General features: G+C 40.6%; 23 protein-coding genes, 2 tRNA genes and 1 pseudogene. All 26 read right to left on the bottom strand.

From position 1 onward, the window contains the following. Positions 1-588: 588 nt before the first annotated feature. The 26 genes and pseudogenes from L0M85_RS08100 to truA all read right to left on the bottom strand — a co-directional run bounded on the left by L0M85_RS08100 (position 589) and on the right by truA (position 24,064). The gene (locus L0M85_RS08100) at positions 589-2,739 is read right to left on the bottom strand and encodes a heavy metal translocating P-type ATPase (RefSeq protein WP_238656820.1); all 2,151 of its coding nucleotides are present in this window, start codon (positions 2,737-2,739) and stop codon (positions 589-591) included. Between the two features lie 19 nt (positions 2,740-2,758). Beyond that, positions 2,759-3,208 (bottom strand): CopY/TcrY family copper transport repressor, encoded by a 450-nt coding sequence (locus tag L0M85_RS08095; protein ID WP_002908710.1) that lies wholly within the window; start codon positions 3,206-3,208, stop codon positions 2,759-2,761. Between the two features lie 389 nt (positions 3,209-3,597). Continuing rightward, positions 3,598-3,670: transfer RNA gene (locus tag L0M85_RS08090), tRNA-Thr, on the bottom strand. A 47-nt stretch (positions 3,671-3,717) separates the two neighbouring features. Then, positions 3,718-4,178 (bottom strand): annotated as a pseudogene (locus L0M85_RS08085) (N-acetyltransferase). Between the two features lie 38 nt (positions 4,179-4,216). Then, a complete protein-coding gene (locus L0M85_RS08080; RefSeq protein WP_238656819.1) occupies positions 4,217-5,002 on the bottom strand; it encodes an ABC transporter permease in 786 nt (261 codons plus the stop codon). A gap of 1 nt (position 5,003) precedes the next feature. Next, a complete protein-coding gene (locus L0M85_RS08075; RefSeq protein WP_238656818.1) occupies positions 5,004-5,822 on the bottom strand; it encodes an ABC-2 family transporter protein in 819 nt (272 codons plus the stop codon). Between the two features lies 1 nt (position 5,823). After that, complete coding sequence (locus tag L0M85_RS08070) at positions 5,824-6,816, bottom strand: ATP-binding cassette domain-containing protein (RefSeq protein ID WP_238656817.1); 993 nt, start codon at positions 6,814-6,816, stop codon at positions 5,824-5,826. 464 nt (positions 6,817-7,280) lie between these two features. Beyond that, the gene (gene lacG / locus L0M85_RS08065) at positions 7,281-8,687 is read right to left on the bottom strand and encodes a 6-phospho-beta-galactosidase (RefSeq protein ID WP_238656816.1); all 1,407 of its coding nucleotides are present in this window, start codon (positions 8,685-8,687) and stop codon (positions 7,281-7,283) included. 102 nt (positions 8,688-8,789) lie between these two features. Beyond that, on the bottom strand, positions 8,790-10,490 hold the full coding sequence (locus tag L0M85_RS08060) for a lactose-specific PTS transporter subunit EIIC (protein WP_238656815.1): 1,701 nt from the start codon (positions 10,488-10,490) through the stop codon (positions 8,790-8,792). Continuing rightward, positions 10,490-10,807 (bottom strand): PTS lactose/cellobiose transporter subunit IIA, encoded by a 318-nt coding sequence (locus L0M85_RS08055; RefSeq protein WP_117745228.1) that lies wholly within the window; start codon positions 10,805-10,807, stop codon positions 10,490-10,492. The genes L0M85_RS08060 and L0M85_RS08055 overlap by 1 nt, the downstream gene beginning before the upstream one ends. 42 nt (positions 10,808-10,849) lie before the next feature. Then, positions 10,850-11,683: a transcription antiterminator gene (locus tag L0M85_RS08050; protein ID WP_048691506.1), complete on the bottom strand. Its 834-nt coding sequence runs from the start codon at positions 11,681-11,683 to the stop codon at positions 10,850-10,852. A 291-nt stretch (positions 11,684-11,974) separates the two neighbouring features. Continuing rightward, positions 11,975-12,955: a tagatose-bisphosphate aldolase gene (gene lacD / locus L0M85_RS08045; RefSeq protein ID WP_238656814.1), complete on the bottom strand. Its 981-nt coding sequence runs from the start codon at positions 12,953-12,955 to the stop codon at positions 11,975-11,977. Position 12,956: 1 nt separating this feature from the next. Beyond that, positions 12,957-13,886, bottom strand: a complete 930-nt coding sequence (locus L0M85_RS08040) for a tagatose-6-phosphate kinase (protein ID WP_238656813.1) — start codon at positions 13,884-13,886, stop codon at positions 12,957-12,959. Positions 13,887-13,897: 11 nt separating this feature from the next. Then, complete coding sequence (gene lacB / locus L0M85_RS08035) at positions 13,898-14,413, bottom strand: galactose-6-phosphate isomerase subunit LacB (protein WP_238656812.1); 516 nt, start codon at positions 14,411-14,413, stop codon at positions 13,898-13,900. Between the two features lie 16 nt (positions 14,414-14,429). Beyond that, positions 14,430-14,855, bottom strand: coding sequence for a galactose-6-phosphate isomerase subunit LacA (lacA, locus tag L0M85_RS08030; protein WP_006595007.1), 426 nt, complete (start codon positions 14,853-14,855; stop codon positions 14,430-14,432). 221 nt (positions 14,856-15,076) lie between these two features. Then, positions 15,077-15,832 carry a DeoR/GlpR family DNA-binding transcription regulator gene (locus L0M85_RS08025; RefSeq protein ID WP_006595008.1) on the bottom strand — a complete coding sequence of 252 codons (756 nt, stop codon included), beginning with the start codon at positions 15,830-15,832 and terminating at the stop codon, positions 15,077-15,079. Positions 15,833-15,977: 145 nt separating this feature from the next. Continuing rightward, complete coding sequence (locus L0M85_RS08020; protein WP_082162677.1) at positions 15,978-16,763, bottom strand: hypothetical protein; 786 nt, start codon at positions 16,761-16,763, stop codon at positions 15,978-15,980. A 208-nt stretch (positions 16,764-16,971) separates the two neighbouring features. Continuing rightward, positions 16,972-17,853 carry a class II fructose-bisphosphate aldolase gene (locus L0M85_RS08015; RefSeq protein WP_048789867.1) on the bottom strand — a complete coding sequence of 294 codons (882 nt, stop codon included), beginning with the start codon at positions 17,851-17,853 and terminating at the stop codon, positions 16,972-16,974. Positions 17,854-18,030: 177 nt separating this feature from the next. Next, positions 18,031-18,116, bottom strand: a tRNA-Leu gene (locus L0M85_RS08010). 163 nt (positions 18,117-18,279) lie between these two features. Further along, positions 18,280-18,975, bottom strand: coding sequence for a phenylalanine--tRNA ligase beta subunit-related protein (locus L0M85_RS08005; protein ID WP_238656811.1), 696 nt, complete (start codon positions 18,973-18,975; stop codon positions 18,280-18,282). A gap of 263 nt (positions 18,976-19,238) precedes the next feature. Further along, positions 19,239-19,817 (bottom strand): DNA-directed RNA polymerase subunit delta, encoded by a 579-nt coding sequence (gene rpoE / locus L0M85_RS08000; protein WP_048691524.1) that lies wholly within the window; start codon positions 19,815-19,817, stop codon positions 19,239-19,241. A gap of 217 nt (positions 19,818-20,034) precedes the next feature. Further along, positions 20,035-21,318 carry a trigger factor gene (gene tig, locus L0M85_RS07995; RefSeq protein ID WP_048717652.1) on the bottom strand — a complete coding sequence of 428 codons (1,284 nt, stop codon included), beginning with the start codon at positions 21,316-21,318 and terminating at the stop codon, positions 20,035-20,037. Positions 21,319-21,536: 218 nt separating this feature from the next. Then, positions 21,537-22,100 (bottom strand): TIGR01440 family protein, encoded by a 564-nt coding sequence (locus tag L0M85_RS07990; protein ID WP_140814604.1) that lies wholly within the window; start codon positions 22,098-22,100, stop codon positions 21,537-21,539. 3 nt (positions 22,101-22,103) lie between these two features. Beyond that, positions 22,104-22,574 carry an ECF transporter S component gene (locus L0M85_RS07985; RefSeq protein ID WP_048691530.1) on the bottom strand — a complete coding sequence of 157 codons (471 nt, stop codon included), beginning with the start codon at positions 22,572-22,574 and terminating at the stop codon, positions 22,104-22,106. Continuing rightward, positions 22,564-23,325, bottom strand: coding sequence for a bifunctional hydroxymethylpyrimidine kinase/phosphomethylpyrimidine kinase (locus L0M85_RS07980; RefSeq protein ID WP_238656810.1), 762 nt, complete (start codon positions 23,323-23,325; stop codon positions 22,564-22,566). The genes L0M85_RS07985 and L0M85_RS07980 overlap by 11 nt, the downstream gene beginning before the upstream one ends. Then, the gene (gene truA, locus L0M85_RS07975) at positions 23,318-24,064 is read right to left on the bottom strand and encodes a tRNA pseudouridine(38-40) synthase TruA (RefSeq protein WP_238656809.1); all 747 of its coding nucleotides are present in this window, start codon (positions 24,062-24,064) and stop codon (positions 23,318-23,320) included. Before truA ends, L0M85_RS07980 begins: the two co-directional genes overlap by 8 nt. Positions 24,065-24,367 lie beyond the last annotated feature (303 nt).

Raw genomic sequence — 24,367 nt, 5'->3', positions numbered from 1 at the left:
CAGAAATATATAGTCTTAAAGTATGTCCACTGCCAATGGTTTTTTCAATATTTAAGAGGAGATTTATAATGGTTCATTTCTATAAATTTTTAAACGAGTTATATATTTTGTTTAACCAATTATTAACTATTTTTATCAATAATCACTTCATTAATTTGTACTTTTTAATTTTGATTTATTTTTCGTGCATATTTTATATGAATTTAATTCTAATACATTTTAAATAAAAAATACGCAATTTTAATTGGCACTGACCCCCGTAAATTAGAATTAAATAAAAACACCTCCAAGTTGGATTTGGTACAATATAATCAAATGCTCATGGAGGTGGCTTTTTATGGTTAAAAAACGTGTGGAGACGGTGGTATTATTGTCAAGAAAATAGAATAACAAGCTATAAAACTGTCGAAATAGGTGGCTTTTAGGATTTTAAAAGAAATCAGTTCTATAATAAATTAAAAATCGTGTTGGTAGAAAAATCGTCTACTTCTACCAACACGATTTTACAAAGAGCCAGTACTTACATCTCTTTTTCTCCTGTAAAATATTGTATCTTGATACTTTAAGGAGTTTCAATCATTCGATCTGTTAACCGTTATTTTTTGGATCTAAACTTAATAACATCGCATTAATGGCGACGATGACTGTTGACACAGACATTAGGATTGCTCCTAATGCAGGGCTTAATGTGATACCAATAGGAGCCAAAATTCCTGCAGCTAGAGGGATAGCTATAAAGTTATAACCAGCTCCCCAAAATAGGTTTTGTTTCATTTTACGAGTTGTTTTGTGTGCTAATTCAATGAATGATTCAATATCTCCTGGATCGGATTGAGTCAATATGACATCAGCTGAATCCAATGCAACTTGAGTTCCAGCACCTATAGCTATACCAACATCTGCTAAGGCAAGAGAAGGAGCATCATTTACACCATCACCTACCATGATAACTTTCTTTCCTTCATCTTTAAGTGTTTTAACCAACTCATATTTGTCTTGTGGAGATTGATTTGATCTATATTCAATCCCTAAAACTTCTGCTGCGCCTTGAGCCGCTTTTTCATTATCACCTGTTGCCATAATTGGTTGAATATTGTTCTTTTTAAGAGCTTTAATTAACTCTTTACTCGTTGGTTTTAATTCGTCCCCTAAAGCTACAGCACCAATGGCATCATCGTTTTCTACTAAGACACTAAGAGTTGCTCCTTTTGGAATATCCATATCAAGATTACGTCCATAGGCTTTTTGACTGATTAATTGGTAACGGTGCTCACCTGCTTTACCCTCTACTCCAGCACCGGAAATCACATCAATCGAATCAAAAGATGCTGGACGTATATCTTGCTGCTCGGCGAACCTTATAATTGATTGAGCAATTGGGTGGCTAGATCCTCCTTCAATACCTGCCAATAAGGCAATGATTTCCTCTTTTGTATATTCGTCATTAAGAAGTTTTACATCTAATACTTTAAATTCACCAGTTGTTAAAGTACCCGTTTTATCTAAAATGATCACATCTGCATCTTGAGCTATTTCTAAGGCTTGGCGGTCTTTTACTAGTAAGCCACGGCTAGCTCCTAAGCTTGTGCTACGGGCGGTTACCAATGGAATAGCCAGACCTAATGCGTGCGGACAAGCAATAACTAATGTAGTAATAGTAAATATAACTGCCGTTGGGATATCTCCAATAATCATCCACACTACAAAAGCAATTAGCGCGACAATAACAGCAATATAGAAGAGCCACCCTGCAACCTTTTGAGCAATATTTTCTGCTCTGGAAGGCTGACTTTGAGCTTGGCTGATTAAATTCTGAACTTGAGAGATGAAGGATTGATCACCTGTCTCATTCACTTTAATATAAAGAACCCCTTCTCCATTTGTTGAGCCCCCGATTACTTCATCGCCAGGGCCTTTTTTAACTGCTTTTGATTCTCCAGTCAAAAGAGCTTCATTTAAACGTGATTCGCCACGCTCGATAATCCCGTCTGCTGGCACATTTTCTCCGGCTTGAACACGAATTAAATCACCTACCTTTAAGTCAGCAACTGGTCGTGTTTCAATTGAATCGTCTTCTAATACAACGTGAGCATCTTTCGGCACTAACTTAGCCAATTCTGCTTGAGCGTCTCCTGCTTCTCCAATAGCTTTCATCTCAATCCAGTGACCTAATAGCATGATTAATAGTAATGAAGCAAATTCAAAGAAAAAGTCCATCACGTGTTCACCCGTTACGTAGGTAATGATCACAGCATAAATACTGTATAAATATGAAACACTTAAACCTAAAGAAACGAGTGCCATCATTCCAGGTTCTTTTTGTTTAAATTCGTCAACTGCACCTTGATAGAATGGACGTCCACCATAAATAATTAATATAGTAGATAAAATAGCTACTACAATATCAGAATATGGAAAAGTAAACTGGAATGGTAGTTCAAATCCATGCAAAGGGACTAAGAGCATAATAATGATTCCTAGTGGCAATGACTTTAAGAAAAGTTCCTTAAAGCTTCCGTGATGATGGTGGGCATGCCCACTGTGTCCGCTGTGATTATGCCCACTGTGCCCGCTGTGATCATGCCCACTGTGCCCGCAGTGATCATGCCCAGCATGATGTACTTGATGTTGATCCTTATGGTATCCATGTTCATCTGTGATTCCATGCTCGTGTTTTAACTTATCCATGTCGTCATAATCATGGTGATTATGGGACGAATATTTGTTGTCATTATTCATTTTAAATTCCTCCTTATGCTTAATGATGATGTAAATGACATTCGCATTGTCCTTCTGGACAATTGCAATCCACTTCTTCTACTGCGAAAGATTTTTTCATCTCTAATATTTTTTCTAGTCGATCTATATCATCGAAGCTTAAAACATGATCTTCAATGATGCTTCCTATTACATTTCCGACTTTCTTATTGCAAATACGGTTAAAAATATCTTCTGCATAATCCCTTACGGCTTCTGTCTCTTCAATATTGGCAGTGTAAATAAACTTTCTACCTTCATGCTCTGTATTTAGTACGCCTTTTCCAACTAATCGACCTAAGATCGTTTTGATAGTGGATTGTGTCCAGTCCATTTTTTCTTGCAATACGGAAATGACTTTTTTACTAGTTACTCGATCATTTGCCCAAACTACACGCATGACTTCCCATTCTGCATCTGTGATATAAGTATTAAATTCTATTGTGCTCATTCCCCTTCCCCCCTAGTCGTCTACATATGTAAACGAATATGTTTAAAATAAGTTTACCATTGTAAACGAATTATGTCAAGTCTTTTTATTAAATTCTCACTTTTTGGGGTCAGTCCCTTAAAACATACTATTTTTATCATTGATAAATATTAATAGCTAACTTTCCGAAAAATTTTTATTTTCTGGAAAGATAGTTTTGAGCATTTCTAAAATAGCTCTAGAATATTGATAAAGCCATTCCCATATTAGCTAAGACTACGATTATACATTACAAGAGAAGATTAACGATGAATTTGAAAACATCCGAAAACTTTTATAATAATTTGGTACAAAAAGTGATTCAACATCAAAAAAAGCCCGTCACAAGGGGCTTTTCTTGTATCATTTGATGCCGATTGCAGGGATCGAACCTGTGACCTTCGCGTTACGAGTGCGGTGCTCTACCAACTGAGCTAAATCGGCGATTACCCTTATAGTATAGCACTATAAGGAAGGATGTCAAGGGGTTCTTAATTCATCTTTTTAATCAAAATCTGACAAGGACTTTGAGGCCCCCAAAGTTGTGGAAAAATCTCTAATTTTTTAAAGCCAAGACTGCGATAAAAGATATTTGTTCGATCATAATCTTTATTAGAGCCTTCTGCTACTGTTTTCACTTGTAAATAATCAACGTTTTTGCGTGCTTCACTTTTTAAAGTAGCAAGCAATTGACTCCCAATTCCTCTACCTTGATGAGCTTTTTTTACACCGAGACAATCAATTTCTGCACAATCTTCACTAGAATAGGACAAGCTTACAAAGCCAAGCAAATTACTCTCCTGAAAGGCGGTCTACACCTTCAAGTCCTTGGCTCCTTCGATGTAGGCTTGTGTGCTTTCTGGTATTCCAAAGTATTCTGGCAAATCCTTTAAAATTTCAGCGACAACTGCCATTTTTTGCTCTCATCCTTAACTTCTTTAATAACAAACATTACAAAATCTTTTCTTGGTTTTAGTCTTACTTTAGCTCTTACGAACCAGCACTTTCGTAGGCATCTAACCCCCTATCCCAGAGTTTCAGAGAGATGCAAAAAAAGATAAGAGAAATCAGAATCAAGCCACCAATATTCCAGAGTCCATCCTTGTCCTGCAAGAAATAGCTGGCAGGATAGTAGGCCGTAAAGGCGAAAGGCACAATAAAGCTAATTAACCAACGAAGGAGCGAATTGTAAATGGAAATCGGGTACTTGGCAAAATCATTAAACATATAAAAAATGTAAATCATGGCACCTGACTGCTTAGTCCAAAAAGCGATGCTGGCTGTTGCAATTTTCAAGGAAGTATAAATCAAGGTCGCAAAAGGAATACAAACTAGAAAAATCAGGAATTTTGGAAGAGTCCAAGCAATGCTAGCCGCCGTTGTCGCTAGTAAGATTCCACCGACCAAAAGTTCACCCAAGGCATCAATCTGAAAGGTCTCAACCAGAATATGAAAGAGAGGATTGATAGGACGGGTCAGATACTTGTCAAATTCCCCTTTTCGGACTAGTCGTTGACCTAAGGCCCAGAGATTGTCAAAAAAGAGATGATCTAATCCCTTTGGAATTAAGGAAAATCCATAGATAAAGGCAATCTCTTGAAAGGTCCAACCTTCTAGCGAGGGGATGTGTTGAAAAATGACATTGAGAAACAAGAGGTTTAGGCCTTGAGTCAGAAAGACTCCCAACACACCTACCACAAAATCCACCTTGTATTCCATGATTTGTTTGATGTATTGTCTGATAAAAATCAGATGCATGCGTTGATATTTTTTCATACTAACCTCCCTGAATGGTGATAAATGACTGGACTCGTTTCCAAATCATCTGAGACAAGCCCACCATCACTATAAGCCAGAAAAGCTGAAGCAAAAGTGCTTGAAGAATCTGACTGGCATCGTATTTCCCAACAATGATCATAACCGGAGTGTAAATCAAGGATGAAAATGGCAATAAGGAGAGAATATCTGAAACCACCTTTGGAAAAAACGTTAAGGGAATCAAACTGCCAGACATAAAGGCCACTATTGAAGTCTTGAGTAGATTGGAACCCCATAAATTTTTAAATACAAAGGCTGAAAATCCAAAGCAGATATTAAAGAAAAAGTTAATCAGATAAGCCAGAATTAAGCTAAAGAGATAAAGGACAGTTAATCCCAGCACTTCTACAATACCTTGCCCAGATAAGATTTTCATCAAAACAATGACACTTAAAAATGGCAGTCCAACAGAGATAAAAATCAACCACTTGGAGCCAAGTTCGGTGAAAAGGTAAGAGGCCGCAAAATGCACTGGTCTCAGCAAGCGCATGATAATGGAGCCATCCTTGACCTCCTCCCCAATCATAAAGGAGCTATCAGACCTGGTCAAAAGATTGGTCACAAAACTCATGATGATGTAGAGAGTGATATCTGCCATACTGAAGCCCTGAATCAAAGGCTCCTGGGAGGAGTCAAAGACAGCCTTCCAGAGATAAAAGGCCACAAAAGCCCCCATGACATCACCAATCCGATAGAGAATAAAGTTGACTCGATAGCTAATCAACTCCTGAATCCCTGCATTGATAAAGGGTTTATAACGTCTCCACAATTTGACCATCTTAGAGCTCCTTTCGATAGAAGCGACGGATAATATCTTCAATATCTGTATCTACCATCTTCAAATCACGAACTTCAAAATCAGATAAGGTTTGCTTGATAATATCAGCCGACTGGTAGCGGGAACTATCGAATTCAATATTGAGAGTATTTCCTTGTCTATCAATGGACATATCAGGCAAGCCCTCATAATGAGAGACTAGATGATTTTGACCTGGCGTCAGGTCAAAGGAGAGAGTCTTCATCTTTCCAAAGGTCTCCTTGAGCTGGCTAACCGTTCCATCAAAAATCTCTTGCCCCTTATCAATCATAAAAATCCGATCACAGAGTTGCTCAATATCACTCAAATCATGAGTAGTCAAGAGAATAGTTGTCTCTTCCTCCTGATTAATCTGAGTAATGGCCCGACGAATGTTGTCCTTGACCGACACATCCAAACCAATAGTCGGCTCATCTAAAAAGAGAACTTTGGGATTGTGAAGCAAGGAAGCCGCAATATCCGCCCGCATCCGTTGACCTAGTGAAAGAGTCCGCACAGGATCCTTGATAAATTCCTTCAAATCCAAAACTTCATTCAAAAAGTCCATGCGCTTATGGAAAAGCGAGTCCGGTACATCATAGATCTCTTTCAAGACCGTGTAGGTCTCTTGCAGAGCCAAATCCCACCATAGCTGGGTGCGTTGTCCGAAAACGACTCCAATATCCTTGACATAATCTTGGCGATTATCCTGGGGAATCTTGCCGTTAATCCGACAAAAGCCAGATGTGGGCTTCAAAATTCCTGTCAGTATTTTGATGGTGGTTGACTTCCCAGCACCATTTGCCCCGATAAATCCTAAAATCTGCCCTTTTGGAACTTCAAAAGTTAAATCCTTGACCGCTTCAAAGGTCTGCTTTTCAGGATGAATAAAGGAGCGCAAGGCTCCCTTTAACCCCGGCTCCTTGACTGTCTTCACAAAATTTTTCTGAAGATGTTGCACTTCTATCATTGCCATATCTATCTCCCTATCGTAAGAAGCAACATTGTATTTTTGACTACAAATATTCTAAATCCTTACTTTCTACACTTTTTCAATATTATTACAGAAGGCTTTATACCAACCTATTATAATCTAATAAAAAAAGGAATGCAAGCGTTTGCTTATCGATTATGAAATTAGAGATTTCTCTCTTAAAATGAAACTTTTAATCAAAAATTCTGTTAAATAGTTTCCTTAAGACACCAAAAAACCTGCCCTTAGGGGCAGGCTACGAATTGTAAAAAGGCAAACTATTTTGATCAATCTCCATCATAATCTCCTGATATTAACTCAACAATTTAATTATATCATGTAAAAACTATATTGACCCTCCAAACAAAAAATTATTACTAGAAATGAGTGAATTGTTTTGTTTACAATAAACACTTTTCCAAAAAAGACCTACCCTTACGGATAAGCCTTCTTACATGTTTATTTCTTTATTCAATTACTTGGCTTTCTGCTACTTTCTTGTACCAGTGAGCCGATTTTTTCGGGTAGCGCTCTTGGGTTTCAAAGTCCACATAAAAGAGACCATAGCGTTTTTCGTAACCATTTGACCAAGAGAAGACGTCCATGAGGGACCAGATGAAGTAACCTTTGACATTGGCTCCATCCGCAATCGCATCGGACAAGACTTCCAAGTGTTGCTTCACATAATCAATCCGGCCATCATCGTAAACAGTGTTGTCCACAAATTCATCTTTGTATCCAAGTCCGTTTTCAGTGATGTAGATCTTCTTGTAGTTTGGATAATCTTTCTTGACACGCATGATTTGATCATACAAACCTTGAGGGTAGATGATCCAGTCCCAGTCAGTGCGAGGTACATAGTCAGGAGCTACACGACGACCAACACCTTTAATTTGGTACTTAGAGCTTCCTTTTTCCCCTTTACCGTTGTGGATGATTTCAGTTTCACCATCAAATGCTTCCATCCAATCACTCATGTAGTAGTTAATTCCAAGGAAGTCATTCAGGTCTTTAGCTGCTTCAAGTGCCACAAAGTCTTCGTCTCGAAGATCCAACTCACCACCATTAACTGAAAGAATGTGGTTTACGCCTTCCATGGTTTTATCGGAATAGTGTCCAAGGTAGGTTGCATCTAGAATAAACTTGTTATGGATGATATCTTCCAATTCAGCCGCCCGAACGTCTGCTGGATTTTCTGGATCCAACGGATACTTGGTTGGAAGAGCGTGCACAACTCCAATTTCACCTTCATACCCTTTGTCTTTATACAATTTCACAGCACGCGCATGAGAAACCATCATATTGTGGTGTGATTGGAAAACTTTGGCAAGGTCATACTGAATCCCTGGAGGGAATTTTCCTACTAAGTATTGACCATCACCGATTGGTCCAATTTCATTAAAGGTTGTCCAATAGTTGACTTCTGGGAATTCTTCAAAACAGAAGGCAGCATAATCTACGAAGTGTTCGATATTTTCACGATTCAAGAAGTCTCCGTTTGAGTGAAGAGCTTCAGGAGTATCAAAGTGGTGAAGAGTTACGAATGGTTCTACATGACGTTTATGACATTCTGCAAATAACTTATGATAGAATTCTACCCCTTTTGGATTGACTTCACCATAGCCAGTTGGGAAAATACGCGACCAGGCAATGGAAATCCGAATACCATTGACACCGTATTCTTCAGCTAATTGAAGATCTACTGGATATTTATGGTAGAAATCACTTGCTGGTTCAGCAGTATACCAATAGTTGTCTGCTAAGTATTTGTCCCATGCAACTGGTCCTTTACCATCAGTATGGGTAGCTCCTTCTGCTTGATAGGCAGCCGTTGCCCCACCAAAAATAAAATCTTTAGGTAATGTTTTTGACATAAGTTTCCCCTTCTCAATCATGAAATAAAAACAAAGCAAGATGGAGAGGAGTAAGTGAGCAATCCTTCTCCATCTCACTTCAATTAACAGTAAATGTATTTATTATTGAAATTGTTCTTGAACGAATGCAAGAGCGCCTTTACCATCACGAGTCAACTTGATGTATTGAGCTCCTTCAGTCTTAGCCAATTTGATTCCAAGTTTATCTGTTTCAGCCTTCATATCTTCATAGTTTGAAGCTACTTGAGGAGCAAGAATAACAAGGTCAAATTCTGGCAACATTTCACGGTGAGCACCGTAACCACCAGCAGCAGCCTTCACAGGAACATTGTATTCTGCAGCAGCTTTATTCAAAGCATTGGCAAGAAGTCCACTAGTTCCACCACCTGCACAAAGAACCAATACGTTTGTTTCTTTTGTGATATTGTTTTGAACTGGTTCACCTTCAACACCAGCTTTTGCAAGAATAGCATCTGCTTTTGCAGTGTTAAAGTTTGCAGCTACTTTTTCTTTTAATTCATCATTAGCTTTACCTGAACGTTCTTCTTCAAGAATTTGTTCATCATAAACCTTGAGGAATGGATAGTAGATAGCAATATCTACTACAATTAACAATGCTGCAAGAGCGAATGATAAGAACTGGAAGTTTGTACCAAGAACAATACCAAGAGGTCCTGGTGTAGTCCATGGAAGGTTGGCAGTAAATGAGTTCATGCCAAGTGTTTCAATAAAGAACTTAAAGATCCATACGTTTGCAATTGGTGCAAAGATGAATGGGATAAAGAAGATTGGGTTCAAAACAAGCGGTGCACCAAACAAGATTGGTTCGTTTACACCGAAGAATGTAGGAACTACTGAAGCACGTCCAATAGCACGATTTCGTTTTGATTTACATAACCACATAAACATGAACGGAACAACAAGAGTTGCACCAGTACCACCCATAGTAACGATGAACATTTGTGTACCAGATGTAAGGATCTTATCAGCGTGCATACCTTGTTGGAGAAGGTTCAAGTTGACTTCAGCATTTGCATAAGTAATCGCTGCAATCGCAGGTTCAACGATAGATGGGCCGTGAATACCAATAAACCAGAAGAAAGCAAAAGCACCAAAAATGATCGTAATACCAACATAACCGTCTGCTGCTGAGAAGAGAGGCGCAAGGAGAGTACCAATAGATTCAGCTACTGTTACACCCAGACTTCCCTTCACAACCAATTCAAGTCCATAAAGGAGAACAACAGATACAGTGAATGGGATCAAGTCTTTAAATACTTGAGAGATATTCGGTGGAACTTCGTCTGGCATGCGAATAGTCACATTATTTTTCACGCAGACTTTGTAAACATTAACGGTAACAAAGGCTGCAATAAAGGCTGTCAAAAGACCTTTTGTTCCCATGAAGGCAGTCAGAAAACCTCCTTCTTTCGCTGGTTCAGCTGCCATTAGTAGGAAACCAACCATAGATGCCAACATAGTTGACAAGAAGTTGATCTGGTTTGTTGCAGGTAAATCACGGTTGACAGAATCTGTCAAAGCTTTGGCTGTGGTTCCACCTACGAAGAAAGCCAGAATTCCCATCGAATAGCTATAAGGTGTCATCAAGAAATTCTCAATTTCTTTTGACCAATGGAAGCCCCACGCATTTGGGACGTAAGCAATCAATATAAAGATAGACGAGAATAAGATCACAGGCATCCCCGCGATAAATCCATCACGAATCGCACGCAAATATTTATTACGAGAAATCTTCTCGAAGAAAGGTTTTCCTTTCTCAATTAATTCAATTAATTTATGCATTATTTTACTCCTCTTTTGTATAATTCAATGAGATGATGAATCACATCTTTTAATAGGATCGTTGTCATTAAGTGGTCCTGTCCATGCATCATGGTAATGCTGTAGGGGAGGTCTTCTCCTGCTGCTTCTTGCGCTAGCATAGTTGTTTGAGACTTGTGAGCCTCTGCGATACAGCTTCCTGCTTCTTCTACCAAGCTTTCCGCTTGAGCGAAGTCACCCTTCTCAGCCGCCTTGAGGGCCTCCAAGAGTTTAGAACGAGCATCCCCTGCATACGCAACGATCTCAAAACCTAATAGTGTCATTTCTTCTTTGGTCATGACCAATTCCTCCAATTTGAATTTCTTAATATTTAAAAGTTGTTACAATAAGCGTTGAATGTGCAAGACCAGATAGACTCGTTCACTCTTGTACAAGTCAACCCCGGTCTCCCTAGAAATCACATCATAAATCTTGGAACCAATCTCAAAGGCTTTGGGATAGGAGCTTTTGATATGTTCCTCCATATCTAGAAGCGATTGATTATCATCCCGATTGCGATCCAGGTAATCCAAGAAGTAGTTAAGATGAATCATGAAACGATCATAAAAGTTGTTGTTGGTCTCGGTTCGTTTGATTGAATAACTATCCAAAACCTCTTCCACACCTTTTAAGATTTCTTTGCGCTGGTCCATGGAATCCACGACCTCCGCTCCATTTTCACCTTCTGCGTTGATGAAATGATAGGCGATACGAGTGACCTCATCTTCAGGGAAGCTAGTTGTGAGCTTCTCCCGATAGATGTCTACTGCCTCTTTGGCAATCTCAAAAGCCACTGGATAGTTCTCTGAGATATCCAAAAGATTACTTTCCTTATACCTGCCTTGGGTCACTGCCTGGTAAGAGCAAAACATGTGGTCGGTCAAGGTCACATAGATATATTCTTGAACGGGGTAGTGATACTTTTTGCTCAAGTAATCAATCATCTCGTAGGTCACTGTGATGAAGTCTAAAGGAACGTCTTTTAGCAGGGTCATAAAGTTCTCTCGGGATTCCTCTGTTTTCATCCGAAAGAGCTTTTCTACCTTTTCTTTAGGGACTAGGTCACCCTTCTTTTTCCCAAAAACGATTCCTTTTCCAATGACAATCAGTTCTTCCCCTTTGTCATTCCTCACCAGAGCAACATTGTGATTGAGTGGATTTAAAATCCGATACATGGTACTCTCCTTGCTAGTTTATTTAAGGTTAAGGGTATAAAAAATGACCACAAATGAGATCAGAGAGGCTTCTCCCCGATTCATCTGTGATCATGCGTAATCTAACTTACTAACACTCACCTTGTATTCACTTATGGATTAAGTATAGCACACGCTTTTGTTTTTGTAAACCCTTTCTTAACAACTTTTTAACTTTTTTGTTTTTTTCTAACAAATAGCTGTTTATAGCTGTCTTCTCTGGGCTCTTCAAGGAAATTCGAACGCCCATTGTTAAAGGAGTAGTCTACACTGTTAAATGCGCTCTTTCCAAGAAGTTGCGACTTGGTCCAAGACTTGATTGAGTTCTTCAATGTTGCGACGACCTTCGGTACGCAACCATTCACGAGCTGCTTCTTCCCCATTCTTGATGTAGGCTTCTACAGATCCAGCCCAAGTTGCACGACCACAGAGAACTCCATTAAAGTTTGCGCCTGCTTCATGGGCAAAGACAAGGGTTTCTTGGAAGAGTTTTGCAGAAACACCGGCACTCAAGTAGATGTATGGAAGGTTAGTTGCCGCTTCTTGTTCTTTAAAGAAGGCTGCAGCCTCTTCACGGCTATGAACGATTTCCCCATCGCCAAAACCTTCTACGTATTTGACGTTGACAGGAACTTCTACTTTCAAGACATCGATGTTAAAGCGGGGCTCTGAGAACACTTTCATCGCTTCGATGACTTTGCGAGGTTTCACTTTAGCGTATTCGACAGAACCTGCATCAGCGATGGTTTCATCGTAAGCCAAGATTTCAAGGAAGAATGGAATTTCTTCTGCCGCACATTCTGAACCGATGCGCTCGATGTAGGCTTGTTTTTCTTGGTTGAGTTCATCAGCACTATCCACATCATAATAAAGCAGGAATTTCACTGCATCTGCACCTTGTTCTTTGATGCGTTTAGCTGACCAAAGGTTGAGGCAGTCTGGCAGACGCTTGGTGCTTGAAGTGTCGTAGCCTGTTTTTTCATAAGCCAACAGGAGCCCTGCTTCCGCATCCAAAACCTTAGTCGCTGGAAGTCCATACTCAGGGTCCAAGAGCATAGAAGATGCGAATGGTGTCAATTCTTCAGCCACCAAGACCTTCAACTCTTCCATTTGAGCCACTGTTGGTTCTGTGTCTTGATACTGAGCCATGAGGCGTTTCAAGGCACCACGTTGGTCAAAAGCCAAGGCTGAGATCACACCCTCTTTGGTGCTCAATTTTTCTAAATAGTTGCGTTTTTGTTCTGTTAATACCATCTTATACCTCTTTTACATTTATCTGTTGATACAAATCATCATAGCGATGAATATTGATATGGCCTGTCGTTGCTTCTTGAGCATTCAACATGCCAAGGACATTGGCTTTGGTTAAAAGTGCTTGGTCGTCTTCCTGATGATAGAGAGCTGAGGCAATCCCAGCAACTGTCGAATCACCAGATCCCACTGGATTAACCACTTCAATTTTTGGAATATCCACTTTATAGAAGACATCACCATGTTTGGCAAAGGCACCGTCAGCTCCTAGGGAGACGATGACCCAGTCAATCCCTTTAAACAAGTTAGATTGAAGGACCTCTTTTAATTGATCCAGATCCTTGGTCACCTCGTAGCCCAAGAGTTGAGACAATTCTTCATTATTGGGCTTGATAACCGTTGGTTTAATAGGAGCTGCTAGAGCTTTTTCCAAGGAAACACCTGAACAATCAAGAACAACTGGTTTTCCTGCCTTCTTAGCGCGCTCGACCAATTGAGAATAATAATCAAGTGGCAAGCCAGCTGGTAAACTACCTGAGATAGCAACGACTGCTACATCTGGAAGCAAGGCTTCATAGTGATCAAGAAAGGCTTGCCCTTCTTCTTCAGAAACAGATGGACCTTTTTCTAAGATTTCTGTTTGTTGACCTTCGTGAAGGATCGCAATACAATTCCGGGTCTCCCCTTGAATTTCAAAGAATTCTTTACCGATTTCTTGATCCAGATGGTCCAAGATAAATTGGCCTGTTGAACCACCAATCAGACCAGTTGCCGAGACAGGATCTCCAATCTCTGCTAGGACCCGTGTGACATTGAGTCCCTTACCACCTGCGGTTTTGCTTACCTTGTCAACTCGATTGACCGTATCCAAGTGTAAGGTTTCTAATGGATAGGAAATGTCGATTGAAGGGTTCATGGTTACCGTTAGTATCATAGACTCACCTCTTAGTCGTGGTATTCCCCACGGTCCCATTTTTCAAGGAATTCTGTGAAGAAATCCTCATCTTCTTGATGGTCGTTGTGGGTTTCCAAATGTTGAATCTTGGCAATCAATTTCTTGTTTTCTTCACTTGGTTTGTATTCCGCATGGATGAAGGCTTCCAAAATGTCACACATCAGAAGTTCTCCTGTGACCTTCCCACCAAAACCAATGACGTTGGCATTGAGTTCTTCTTTCGCATAAAGAGCAGAGGTCATATCGCGGACCAAGGCTGAACGGACACCCGGAACCTTGTTAACCGCGTTGTTAATTCCAACGCCAGTTCCACAGATACATACACCAAGATCTGCTTGACCACTCACTACTGCTTCCCCAACCTTCTTCCCAAAAATTGGATAGTGGGTCCGAGCATGGTCATAGGTTCCGAAATCAAGGACCTCATGCCCCAATGATTTCAAAAATTCAGAAACAGCCATTTTTTCATTTGTGACAATATGGTCACATCCAATTGCAATTTTCATTCGTTTACTCCTCCCCTTAGCACATTTTGTTGAGCATATCGACACGGATTTGGTGGCGACCGCCGTCATACTTACCGTTTACAAAACCTTTAGCGATATTTTTTGCCAATTGGTCACCCACGATTTGAGCCCCCATGGTGATCATGCGAGAATTGTTGTGGCCACGAGTCATATAAGCGGAACGCTCATCTGAAACCTCTGCTGCAACCATTCCTTTAATTTTAGTTGCGACCATAAATGGACCAGCTCCGTAAGCGTCAATAACAATACCCAGATTATCTTCTGCTTGTTTCACTTCTTTTGCAACAGCTAAGGTCACATCGACAAAATCTTGCCCTTCTTCTGTCACGTCCACGACTTGGAAACCTTCTGCTTCCAAATATTCTTTGACTACTTCTTTTAAGCGAATACCTGCTGCATCCGCACCAACTACAATTGCCATATGCTTCTCCTTTTTGCATTTCCGTCAACAAAGAAAGTTCTCCTCTTTCTTCATTCGACTTCGTTTTGTTATTCACAAACACAGTATAGCGCTAATTTTGTTTGTTGTCAACTATTTTTGTTTATTTTTTTCATTTGTCTTTATTTTTTATTATTTTTTAGCCCTAAATTGTTTGTAATAAACAAAAAAGAGAGAATCGCTCTCTCTTTTCAGTTTATTATTTATACAATCACACGTGTATATTCCTCTAATTCTTCATGTGCTTTCTCAGATGCATCGTCCGTTATCACTGCAGTTACTTTTTTCAAGGAACAGATAGAGGTAAAGTCTTCCTTGCCAATCTTGGAGGAGTCAATCAGTAGGTAAGCTTCAGAAGAACGTTCTAAGGCTAACTTTTGCGTATAGGCTTCTTCAAAAGAAGAGGTCAGAACGCGTCCATCCACAATGCCATTCCCACTAAAAAACATCTTGTGGAAGTACATTCTTTCCATGAGAGTGTTCGTTATCTCGCCGACAAAAGCTTGACTGGTTTCTCGAAGTTCCCCTCCTAAGAGGATTACCTTAAAGGTATCACTTTTCTTCTTTAACAACTCTTGGAAAATCGGCAGACAGTTGGTCACCACACGCAATTCCTTATTATTAATGGCTTCGGAAAGGACCTCAACAGAGGTCCCCGGCCCAAGGAAGATACTCTCACCTTCTTTTATCAGTTCGCTAGCTTTCTTCGCCACCTCACGCTTAGCCAGAATATTCTTGAGTAACTTCTCTTCATGGGGAAGCTCTCGTGAAGGGAGGAATTGGTTACTTTTGGCTCCATTTCGAACCCGAATAAGGAGCCCTTGCTTTTCCAATTCAATCAAATCCCGACGGACAGTCATATCCGACACCTGCATACTTTCCATGATGTCTTGAACATAAACGGTTCCAGCCTTATTGACCAGATTGATGATCTCATTCAGTCTTTCCTGTTTTTTCATTTCCTACCTACTTGCTTCGTTTTTGTTTATTATAACCTTAAACTGTCAGAATCGCAATCATTATTTGTTTGAAACAAACATTTCTTAGAAAAAGAGAAATCAAAAAGGCTTATCCTTACGGATAAACCTCTGGTTAATTATTAATCTATTTATATTCAGTGAAAATTAATCTAGCATCATCACTTGGTACATCCTGATCTGTATTATATAAACTAGTTGAAATTATATCACCGTCTTCTAGCTTCACAACAACATCTTGATTACCAGGAGTTAAAGTTTGTTCTTTCGTCTTTTTTGTTGAAATATTATAAATATCAACTGTCCAACCTAAATTATCAAATTGAGGATCCATTTTTACATTTGTAGTCAATTTATATGTGCCAGCTTTTATATCGCGACCTACGACATACTCACCAATTCCTAATTCATTAGTCATTTGTACTTGGGCAGGAACAGCAGTAAATTTAACTTTAGAGATACTTTTTAGTTCTAATGAATCTCCTTCAAATAAAATTATTCTGATTTTTGAGGGATAGTCTACAGAAGTGCCTGGTGCACCTCCTAACCAATTTATAAACAACATAAGATGATTCTTCCTATTACCGAAAATATTTCCTGAACCTCCTGTTATTTCCAAATCATAAATCCCAGGTTTTACATCACCATTCTCCCCTACAACAATATCTCCAGTTGCGTAAATTTCCTCAGTTGATTTCGATTGTTTTGCCAACGAATTCATCTCCTCTACACTCGAACTCTCTTTTGTAACATCTTTCACTGATGAACTCTTTTTAGACTTAGATGTAGAATCTGATTTTACAGTTGGATTTTTTTCAGGCAAAGTAGTATCTTTCGATACATTATTTGTATGACAAGCCGTTAGCAACGATCCAGCTATTAAAACTGTTAACAATAATTTAGTGTTTTTCATATTCACACTACCTCCTATATACCTAAAACTGATTTCATTTTATCACAACTCATCACAGAAGTAAATATATTAACATTTGTATGTAACTTCGAATTAATTTTATCTTACTATTTTATTCATTTACCATTAGTTAGAAAAAATCAATGTAAAATCAAAAAAAGGCTTATCCTTATGGATAAACCTCTGGTTAATAACGTTTCAAGCAAGATTAAGCTTTGTTTTCGCTACCAAATACGTCGATACGTTCTTCAACTGAAGCTGTGATTGCTTCGAATCCTGGTTTCAAGAATTTACGTGGGTCGAAGAGTTTCTTCTTGTCGTATTCTGCTTCGTTTGCATCGTATTCACGTACGAATTGACGAGTTGCGTTAGCGAATGCGATTTGGCACTCAGTGTTAACGTTAACTTTCGCAACACCAAGTTTGATAGCTTCTTTGATTTGCTCATCAGGGATACCTGAACCACCGTGCAATACGATTGGGAATCCTGGAAGAGCTTCTGTCAATTTCTTCAAGTGGTCAAGGTCAAGACCTTCCCAGTTTGCTGGGTATGGACCGTGGATGTTACCAATACCTGCTGCCAAGAAGTCGATTCCTGTAGCAACCATTGCTTTAGCATCTTCGATTGGTGCCAATTCACCTTTACCAACGATACCATCTTCTTCACCACCGATTGTACCAACTTCAGCTTCAACTGAGATACCTTTAGCGTGAGCTTTTTCTACAACTTCTTTCGCCAATTTAAGGTTTTCTTCAACTGGAAGGTGTGATCCGTCGAACATGATTGAAGTGTAACCAACTTCGATACACTCAAGAGCATCTTCGTAGTGACCATGGTCAAGGTGGATTGCAACTGGTACAGTGATACCCATTGCTTCAACAAGGTTAGCGATCATGTTGCGAGCTACTTTGTAACCACCCATGTATTTAGCAGCACCCATAGAAGTTTGGATCAAAACTGGAGCTTTTTTAGCTTCTGCTGCACGCAAGATAGCTTGAGTCCACTCAAGGTTGTTTGTGTTAAATCCACCAACTGCGTAACCATTGTCACGAGCTGCTTGGACAAATTTTTCTGCTGAAACGATTGCCATTAGTAGTAGGCCTCCTCTAATTTATTGTGGTTAAACCACTTACATTGTTTATTTTATCACTTTTTCATTGAAAATGCTAGCTTTTCCTGAAGCTTTAAAGCGTTTTCTTCTCTTTCAAGCAATCTTTCTCCTAAATGAAAAACAAAAAAGACAGCCGAAGCTGTCTTGATCATCCGATGCGGAGAGAGGGACTTGAACCCTCACGACCTAAAGCGGTCACAGGATCCTTAGTCCTGCGCGTCTGCCAATTCCGCCATCCCCGCGATTGAGTACCTTACTAGTATATCAATCTTCTACTTTCTTGTCAAGATTTTTTTCAAACTTTTTTCAAAGTTTGCAGATTCTCACAGGTCAAGAAGAGTGTCGGCTACTTCACTTGTCTCTCCTGTTCAAATGAGGATTCATCCCTATTACAGAAGGGCTCCTTTAAGGGACTGGAATTGTCTCACTGGGGGTAACCAGATATTTTTCAAATTCTAAATCAGGCATGCAAGAGGACAAATCTTCTCTAATCCGCTCCAGTGCTTCCAAGCGCATCTCTACAGAGGTCGCTCTGTTTCCCTGGATGATAAAGAGGGCATTGCGGGTAGTCTCCTCCATCTTATAGCGCTCACCATCTCTCACATCTAGCCAGGCCATAATACCCTCTTGATCTCGGTAGACCGGATCGGTTTCACTAACATGCTTTTCTGTTGATAAGATGGGCAAAAAGGTATCCTCTCTTTGACTAATCGTAAACTCGATTGGTTCCTGGATTTTATCCAGATCATGCCCTCCAATGGCTAGAAAGGAACGGAGACATTCAACATTATAAATATCAATCACACTATTGATCGTCGGAAGGAAGCCACGACTTTGGATATTCTTAATCAAAGCAAGAATAGTCGGCGGGTTCTTCTTGACACTTCGTCCCACTTCCTTCAACAATTCCATATAGCCTTGTACAACTGCCTCCTCTTTCACCGAGCTGAGATCACAATTCAAGGCCCAAGCTTCCATCTCCTTCTTTTTAGATAAAAAATCTGCAGATAGGGGAGCTTGCGGATCCACCTGTTTGGCCACTCCAATCACGACCGTCTCAATCCCCAAATCCACCAAACTTTGATCAAGTATCCAGTCCATATGCCCTTCCTCCTTCTACGCTACATCAGTCTTACACCCTTATTATACTCCTCCTTGAAGCGTTCTTCAAGTAAAGAAAGAGAGTGGGACAGAAATCGGTAATTCGTTAGAATTCGATTTCGTCGTCCCACCTCCGCACAGTTGAGTAGGGCTGTAAAAGCTGATGAAATCAGCGTAGTAGAGCCCACTCAACCACTGCGTCTTGCTCGACAATCCAAATAAACATAGAAAGAGGCTAGGAATTTTGTCCCAGCCTCTTTGGATTATTCTTCTTCTTCGTAAGACTCTTCTTCGTCTTCTTCGTCACTTAACTCAACTTCTTCATCCAACTCATCTGGTGAGATTTCATTAATTTCAGCATCATAGGCTTCCACTTCATCCTTCTCATCTTCTGGGTTTTCATCATCGTAAGTAAGTGCTGGATCTGCTTCATAGACATCTTCGTCTTCTGGATCATCCGCATTGTAATCGATCGCGTCTTCGTCTCCATCCATAAAGGCGTTGACACGTTTTTTCTTACGTTTCTTAGGCTCTTCATCTTCATCTGTTTCTTCAAGAGCGATGATTTCTTCATCTACCTCATCGATCGCATACCATGAGCGAAGTCCCCATTTGTTGTCTCCTAGTGGGATAAAGCTTCCGTCCACATTTAATTCCGTATAGAACAAGGGAAGAGCTTCACGAATTTCACTGTTTGATTTTTCGAGGTAGTTTTGAATTTCATTGACCAGGTCATTGAAATACATTTCATGATCACGGCCACGTGACTCCAAAATCGCACGGGCTACTTCAATCATTGAAAGTTCACTTTTTTCTTGTCCAGCAAATACTTCTAATTCCAAGGTAGATCTCCTTCATTTTTATCTCAAGGCAACACTCTTTTTCATTAAAAAAGAGGATACCCCTAGAATACATCATTTATCGTTACACTCTATTGTACGATAATTTTCCCCTTTCGTCAAAGGAAAATTCCGCGCCAAGAAGAAGAGAAAAGCCGGGACACATGGCCTCAGCTTTTCTTCTTATGACTTGTTTCCATCAAGATGGAAGATCGTCTTTTTATTTTACTTTCGCAGTGCTTGTGATCACTTCGACAGCTTTCTTCACAGCGATGTCGTGTTTCAACATTTCTGGTGAAAGCAAGCTACGAACTTGTTCAACTGGCATGTTGTAGTCTGCTGCCAATTGTTCGATTTCTGCAGTTACTTCTTCGTCAGTTGCTTCGAAACCTTCTGCTTTGGCAACTGCTTCTACGACAAGGTTTGTCTTAGTACGTGCTGCTGCGTCTGCTTCATATTGCTTGTGAAGATCTTCTTGAGTTGTTCCAGTGATTTGGAAGTACATGTCTGGAGAGATTCCTTGACGTTGCATGTTTCCAAGGAATTCATTTACAGCACGGTGTACTTCTTCGTGAATCATTTCTTCAGGAAGGTCAACGATTTCTGCATTTTCTACTGCAAGGTCAATTGCTGCTGACTCAACTGCATCTTTATAAGCTTCTTCTTTCGCTTCAGCCAACTCTTTGCGGTATTTTTCTTTCAATTCAGCAAGAGTTTCAACTTCTTCATCTATGTCTTTTGCCAATTCATCGTCAAGAGCTGGTACTTCTTTTGCTTTTACTTCGTGGATAGTTGTCACGAATTTTGCTTCTTTACCTGCAAGGTCAGTTGCTTGGTAGTTTTCTGGGAAAGTTACGATGACATCAACTGTTTCACCAGCTGAGTGTCCAACCAATTGGTCTTCAAAACCTGGGATGAATTGACCTGAACCAAGTCCAAGTGAGAAGTTATCTCCTTTTCCTCCGTCAAACTCAACACCGTCAACAGAACCTACAAAGTCGATCACAACAGTATCACCTTCAGCTGCTGGTCCTTCTTTGATTACCAATTCAGCCAAGTTGTTGCGTTCGCGTTCGATACGTGCATCAACATCTTCATCTGTTACTTCTTTAGAAACTTCTACAGATACTTCAAGGTCTTTGTAAGCACCCAATTTTACTTCTGGTTTTGTAACAACATTTGCTGTCAATGTCCAGTCTTGACCTTTTTCCATTGATACAACGTCAAAAGTTGGTTGAGCAACCACTTCAAGACCCGCTTCTTTTACTGCTGCTTCATAAGCTGCTGGAAGAAGATCGTTCAAAGCATCTTGATAGAGTGATTCTTCACCAAAACGTTGGTTGAAGATTGGACGTGGAAGGTGACCTTTACGGAATCCTGGTACGTTCAAGTTTTTCTTAACAGATTCAAACACGCGATCTAAAGCTGGTTTAATTTGGTCTTGACTGATGGTAAAAGTCAATACTCCGCGGTTTGTTTCTTTGTTTTCAAATGATACAGACATTCTGTCTCTCCTTAAAATAATATAGTCATTCCTAATAATTTTACCATAAAACTTCGAAAATGCAAGTTTTTGGGCATCTTGGTTTTGTGGAAACTGCTTCTTTTTAGAAGAATCTTATAGTGGTTTCTGGAGACCCAAAGATTAAAAATCTCTTTCCTATCTCAAAATTTGTCACGGAACAAAAAAACTAGTCCATGCCTGAACTAGTTTCCTTCCTATTAGGACTTCCGAAGCGAATCTTCTTGGTAAGAAGCACGCGCCCCACCGATTAACTTCGGACGACTCGCTAGAGCCGTTACATGAGCACCACCCAGTTCTTTCAAGACTGGACGAACGGGTACTTGCACATGCTTGACATGCATGCCGATAGAGGTATCTCCAATATCCAAACCAGCCTGAGCTGTGATAAATTCAACTTCGACTGGGTCTTTCATATAACCGAAGGCTGCCAACTGTCCAGCACCACCCGCATGGAGGCTCGGTAGTACATTGACGATTTCTAAGTCTTTCTTTTCTGCTAGTTCACGTTCGACCACCAGAGCGCGGTTAAGATGCTCACATCCTTGGACAGCTAAGTAAATCCCTTTGGGAGTTAGGGTATCTAGGATGGTTTTCACAATGGCTTGTCCAATCTCTAGGCTTGAGTTCTTCCCGATACTTGCGCCAGCGACTTCACTGGTGGACAGGCCTAATACGAGGATTTGTCCCTGATGCAGATTGGCCTTGGATAAAAGATCCAGCAAAATCTCCTGGGTTTCTCTTTTTATTTGCTCTAACTCCATCCTCTAATTCCCCTTCTTTGGCAAGAAATGGTACAGAGCATATCCCAGAGCCATCCCAACGAAGTTTTGAACCAGATTATGAGGAACCTCTTCAATGGCCGCTACCCAGGTATTTCCTAAAAAGAGCGCTGATGCTAGGGCATAGCCGCCTACCATGATAACCGTTCCTAGAAGCAGACCGATGTAACGGGCTTTTCCTTTAAAGCCAGCAAAGTAGCCTTGAGCTCCGTGGAACAAGAGACTAAAGAACATCCATTGAGGATAGCCAGAGAGGAGGTCTAAGAGAAAGGCTCCAAGACCACCGACCACTGCTCCTTCTTTGCGCCCCAGATAAAAGGCGGTAAAATAAACGCCTAAATCCAGCAAGGTCACCATCCCGGTTGGAGTTGGCAACTTGGTGTAATAGCCCAGCACAACTGTCAAGGCGGTTAAAATGGCTAAATGCGCGATTACTTGGGTACGGTTATTGGTCATATTGAACTACTCCATATTGATCTGATTTTTGAATGGCTTGGTAGACGAACGCTTTTGAAGCCTTAACAGCTTCTAACGTTGCCTTCCCTTGAACTAACTGGCTTGCAAGGCTAGAGGCAAAGGTACAACCAGCTCCTGTATTATTCTTTTCTAAAACGTCTTCTTCGAAGACCGTAAAGTCTTGGCCATCATAAAAGACATCGATGGCTTTTTCCTTGTTGAGGCGATTGCCCCCTTTGACCACGACAGTCGCTGCTCCCAATTCATGGAGCTTACGAGCAGCCTCCTTCATATCATCGAGCGATTGAATCTTGCTTTGGGTCAAGATCTCAGCCTCTGGTAAGTTTGGTGTGATGATGGTCACATAAGGGAAGAACTTGATCAATTCGTATCGAAGGGCTGACACTTCCACATCATGGGTTTCCTTGCAGACCAAGACAGGATCCAGCACCACAGGGATACCTGCATGGGCTTTGACATAGTCCAGGGCTAAATCTGCCACTTCAACATTTGGCAAGAGGCCGAGTTTAATAGCAGAAAAAGGAACGTCTTTGAGAGAGCTGAGCTGTTGAGCAAAGGTCGTCGGATCCACTGGAATCACTTCAAAACCATGCTCGGTCATAGCGGTCAAACAAGTCACTGCTACAAAACCATGCTGTTTGTTGGTCGTATAGGTCGCAAGGTCTGCGTGAAGACCTCCTCCACTAAAAATATCATTTCCTGAAATAGCTAGAATCAATTCATTACTCATACCGAATCTCCTTTAAATATAAGCCATTTGGCGCTGCTGTAGGACCTGCTAGATTGCGGTCCTTTTTTTCTAAAATCAATTCAATTTGCTCTACCGGCATTCGTCCATTGCCAATCTTTAGCAAGGTTCCCACCATATTGCGGATTTGCTTGTAGAGAAAGCCATTACCTGAAAAGGTAAAGAGAAGGCGATGATTTGCCTCGTCCTCAACCAAGCGAGCCTCTGTAATCGTGCGAACCTTGTCTTCCACACTGGTACCCGAAGCAGTAAATCCAGTGAAATCATGGGTCCCCTCCAACTTTTGGATGGCTGCTTGCATCTTGGCCACATCCAAGGGGTAGGGATAGTGGGTGGCATAGTGGCGCATCATGGGGTTCTTGGGGCGACCATAATCCACGATGAATTCGTAAGTCTTGCTGTGCTTCTTGTAACGTGAGTGAAAGTCATCTGCTACTTGCTCCACCCGGATGAAATCAATATCCTCTGGGGTCTGGGTATCGAGGGCAAAGCGGAGCTTCTCCTCATCCCGTGGCTGAGGGAGATCAAAATGGATGACCTGCCCAAGGGCATGGACGCCTGCATCCGTCCGGCCCGCGCCATGGATGGTCACGGGATTTCCTTGATTCAGACGCATTAAGGTCTTCTCGATTTCTTCTTGTACACTACGCGCATGCGGTTGGCGTTGGAAACCTGCAAATAGCGTTCCATCGTAAGAAATAGTTGCTTTGTATCGTGTCATGTTTTTATTTTATCAAGTTCATCCAAGCTGAACAAGGCAGAAAAGCCATGACTGTCCGGGTACAGTTTAGAAGTCAAAAAAAGAACCAAGTCTTTCCTTTTCCATCTCTGGAAAATAGAAAAACTTAGTTCAATCGGGGGGCTGATTAGTCTTCTTTCCGTCCTTTGAGACCCATCCCTGTTGCACCAAGAACAGCTCCAAGTAAGGCCCTTCCTAATCAACTGGGTGGGGGGACCTTTTTTGCCCGAGCCTTAAATCCAAAAAACGAGGAAGAAATCGAGACTGCGTCTACCGATTTCTGTC

The sequence above is a fragment of the Streptococcus sp. DFI.7.26 genome (assembly GCF_022240605.1).
Taxonomy (GTDB): Bacteria; Bacillota; Bacilli; order Lactobacillales; family Streptococcaceae; genus Streptococcus; species Streptococcus xiaochunlingii.
Note: the sequence above shows the minus strand (reverse complement) of the source record. Positions and strands in the feature narration are given on the sequence as shown.

Coding starts and splice junctions, on each gene's coding strand:
- L0M85_RS08100 (WP_238656820.1), bottom strand. CDS start 2,739: ATGAATAATGACAACAAATATTCGTCCCATAATCACCATGATTATGAC.
- L0M85_RS08095 (WP_002908710.1), bottom strand. CDS start 3,208: ATGAGCACAATAGAATTTAATACTTATATCACAGATGCAGAATGGGAA.
- L0M85_RS08080 (WP_238656819.1), bottom strand. CDS start 5,002: ATGAAAAAATATCAACGCATGCATCTGATTTTTATCAGACAATACATC.
- L0M85_RS08075 (WP_238656818.1), bottom strand. CDS start 5,822: ATGGTCAAATTGTGGAGACGTTATAAACCCTTTATCAATGCAGGGATT.
- L0M85_RS08070 (WP_238656817.1), bottom strand. CDS start 6,816: ATGGCAATGATAGAAGTGCAACATCTTCAGAAAAATTTTGTGAAGACA.
- lacG (WP_238656816.1), bottom strand. CDS start 8,687: ATGTCAAAAACATTACCTAAAGATTTTATTTTTGGTGGGGCAACGGCT.
- L0M85_RS08060 (WP_238656815.1), bottom strand. CDS start 10,490: ATGCATAAATTAATTGAATTAATTGAGAAAGGAAAACCTTTCTTCGAG.
- L0M85_RS08055 (WP_117745228.1), bottom strand. CDS start 10,807: ATGACCAAAGAAGAAATGACACTATTAGGTTTTGAGATCGTTGCGTAT.
- L0M85_RS08050 (WP_048691506.1), bottom strand. CDS start 11,683: ATGTATCGGATTTTAAATCCACTCAATCACAATGTTGCTCTGGTGAGG.
- lacD (WP_238656814.1), bottom strand. CDS start 12,955: ATGGTATTAACAGAACAAAAACGCAACTATTTAGAAAAATTGAGCACC.
- L0M85_RS08040 (WP_238656813.1), bottom strand. CDS start 13,886: ATGATACTAACGGTAACCATGAACCCTTCAATCGACATTTCCTATCCA.
- lacB (WP_238656812.1), bottom strand. CDS start 14,413: ATGAAAATTGCAATTGGATGTGACCATATTGTCACAAATGAAAAAATG.
- lacA (WP_006595007.1), bottom strand. CDS start 14,855: ATGGCAATTGTAGTTGGTGCGGATGCAGCAGGTATTCGCTTAAAAGAA.
- L0M85_RS08025 (WP_006595008.1), bottom strand. CDS start 15,832: ATGAAAAAACAGGAAAGACTGAATGAGATCATCAATCTGGTCAATAAG.
- L0M85_RS08020 (WP_082162677.1), bottom strand. CDS start 16,763: ATGAAAAACACTAAATTATTGTTAACAGTTTTAATAGCTGGATCGTTG.
- L0M85_RS08015 (WP_048789867.1), bottom strand. CDS start 17,853: ATGGCAATCGTTTCAGCAGAAAAATTTGTCCAAGCAGCTCGTGACAAT.
- L0M85_RS08005 (WP_238656811.1), bottom strand. CDS start 18,975: ATGGACTGGATACTTGATCAAAGTTTGGTGGATTTGGGGATTGAGACG.
- tig (WP_048717652.1), bottom strand. CDS start 21,318: ATGTCTGTATCATTTGAAAACAAAGAAACAAACCGCGGAGTATTGACT.
- L0M85_RS07990 (WP_140814604.1), bottom strand. CDS start 22,100: ATGGAGTTAGAGCAAATAAAAAGAGAAACCCAGGAGATTTTGCTGGAT.
- L0M85_RS07985 (WP_048691530.1), bottom strand. CDS start 22,574: ATGACCAATAACCGTACCCAAGTAATCGCGCATTTAGCCATTTTAACC.
- L0M85_RS07980 (WP_238656810.1), bottom strand. CDS start 23,325: ATGAGTAATGAATTGATTCTAGCTATTTCAGGAAATGATATTTTTAGT.
- truA (WP_238656809.1), bottom strand. CDS start 24,064: ATGACACGATACAAAGCAACTATTTCTTACGATGGAACGCTATTTGCA.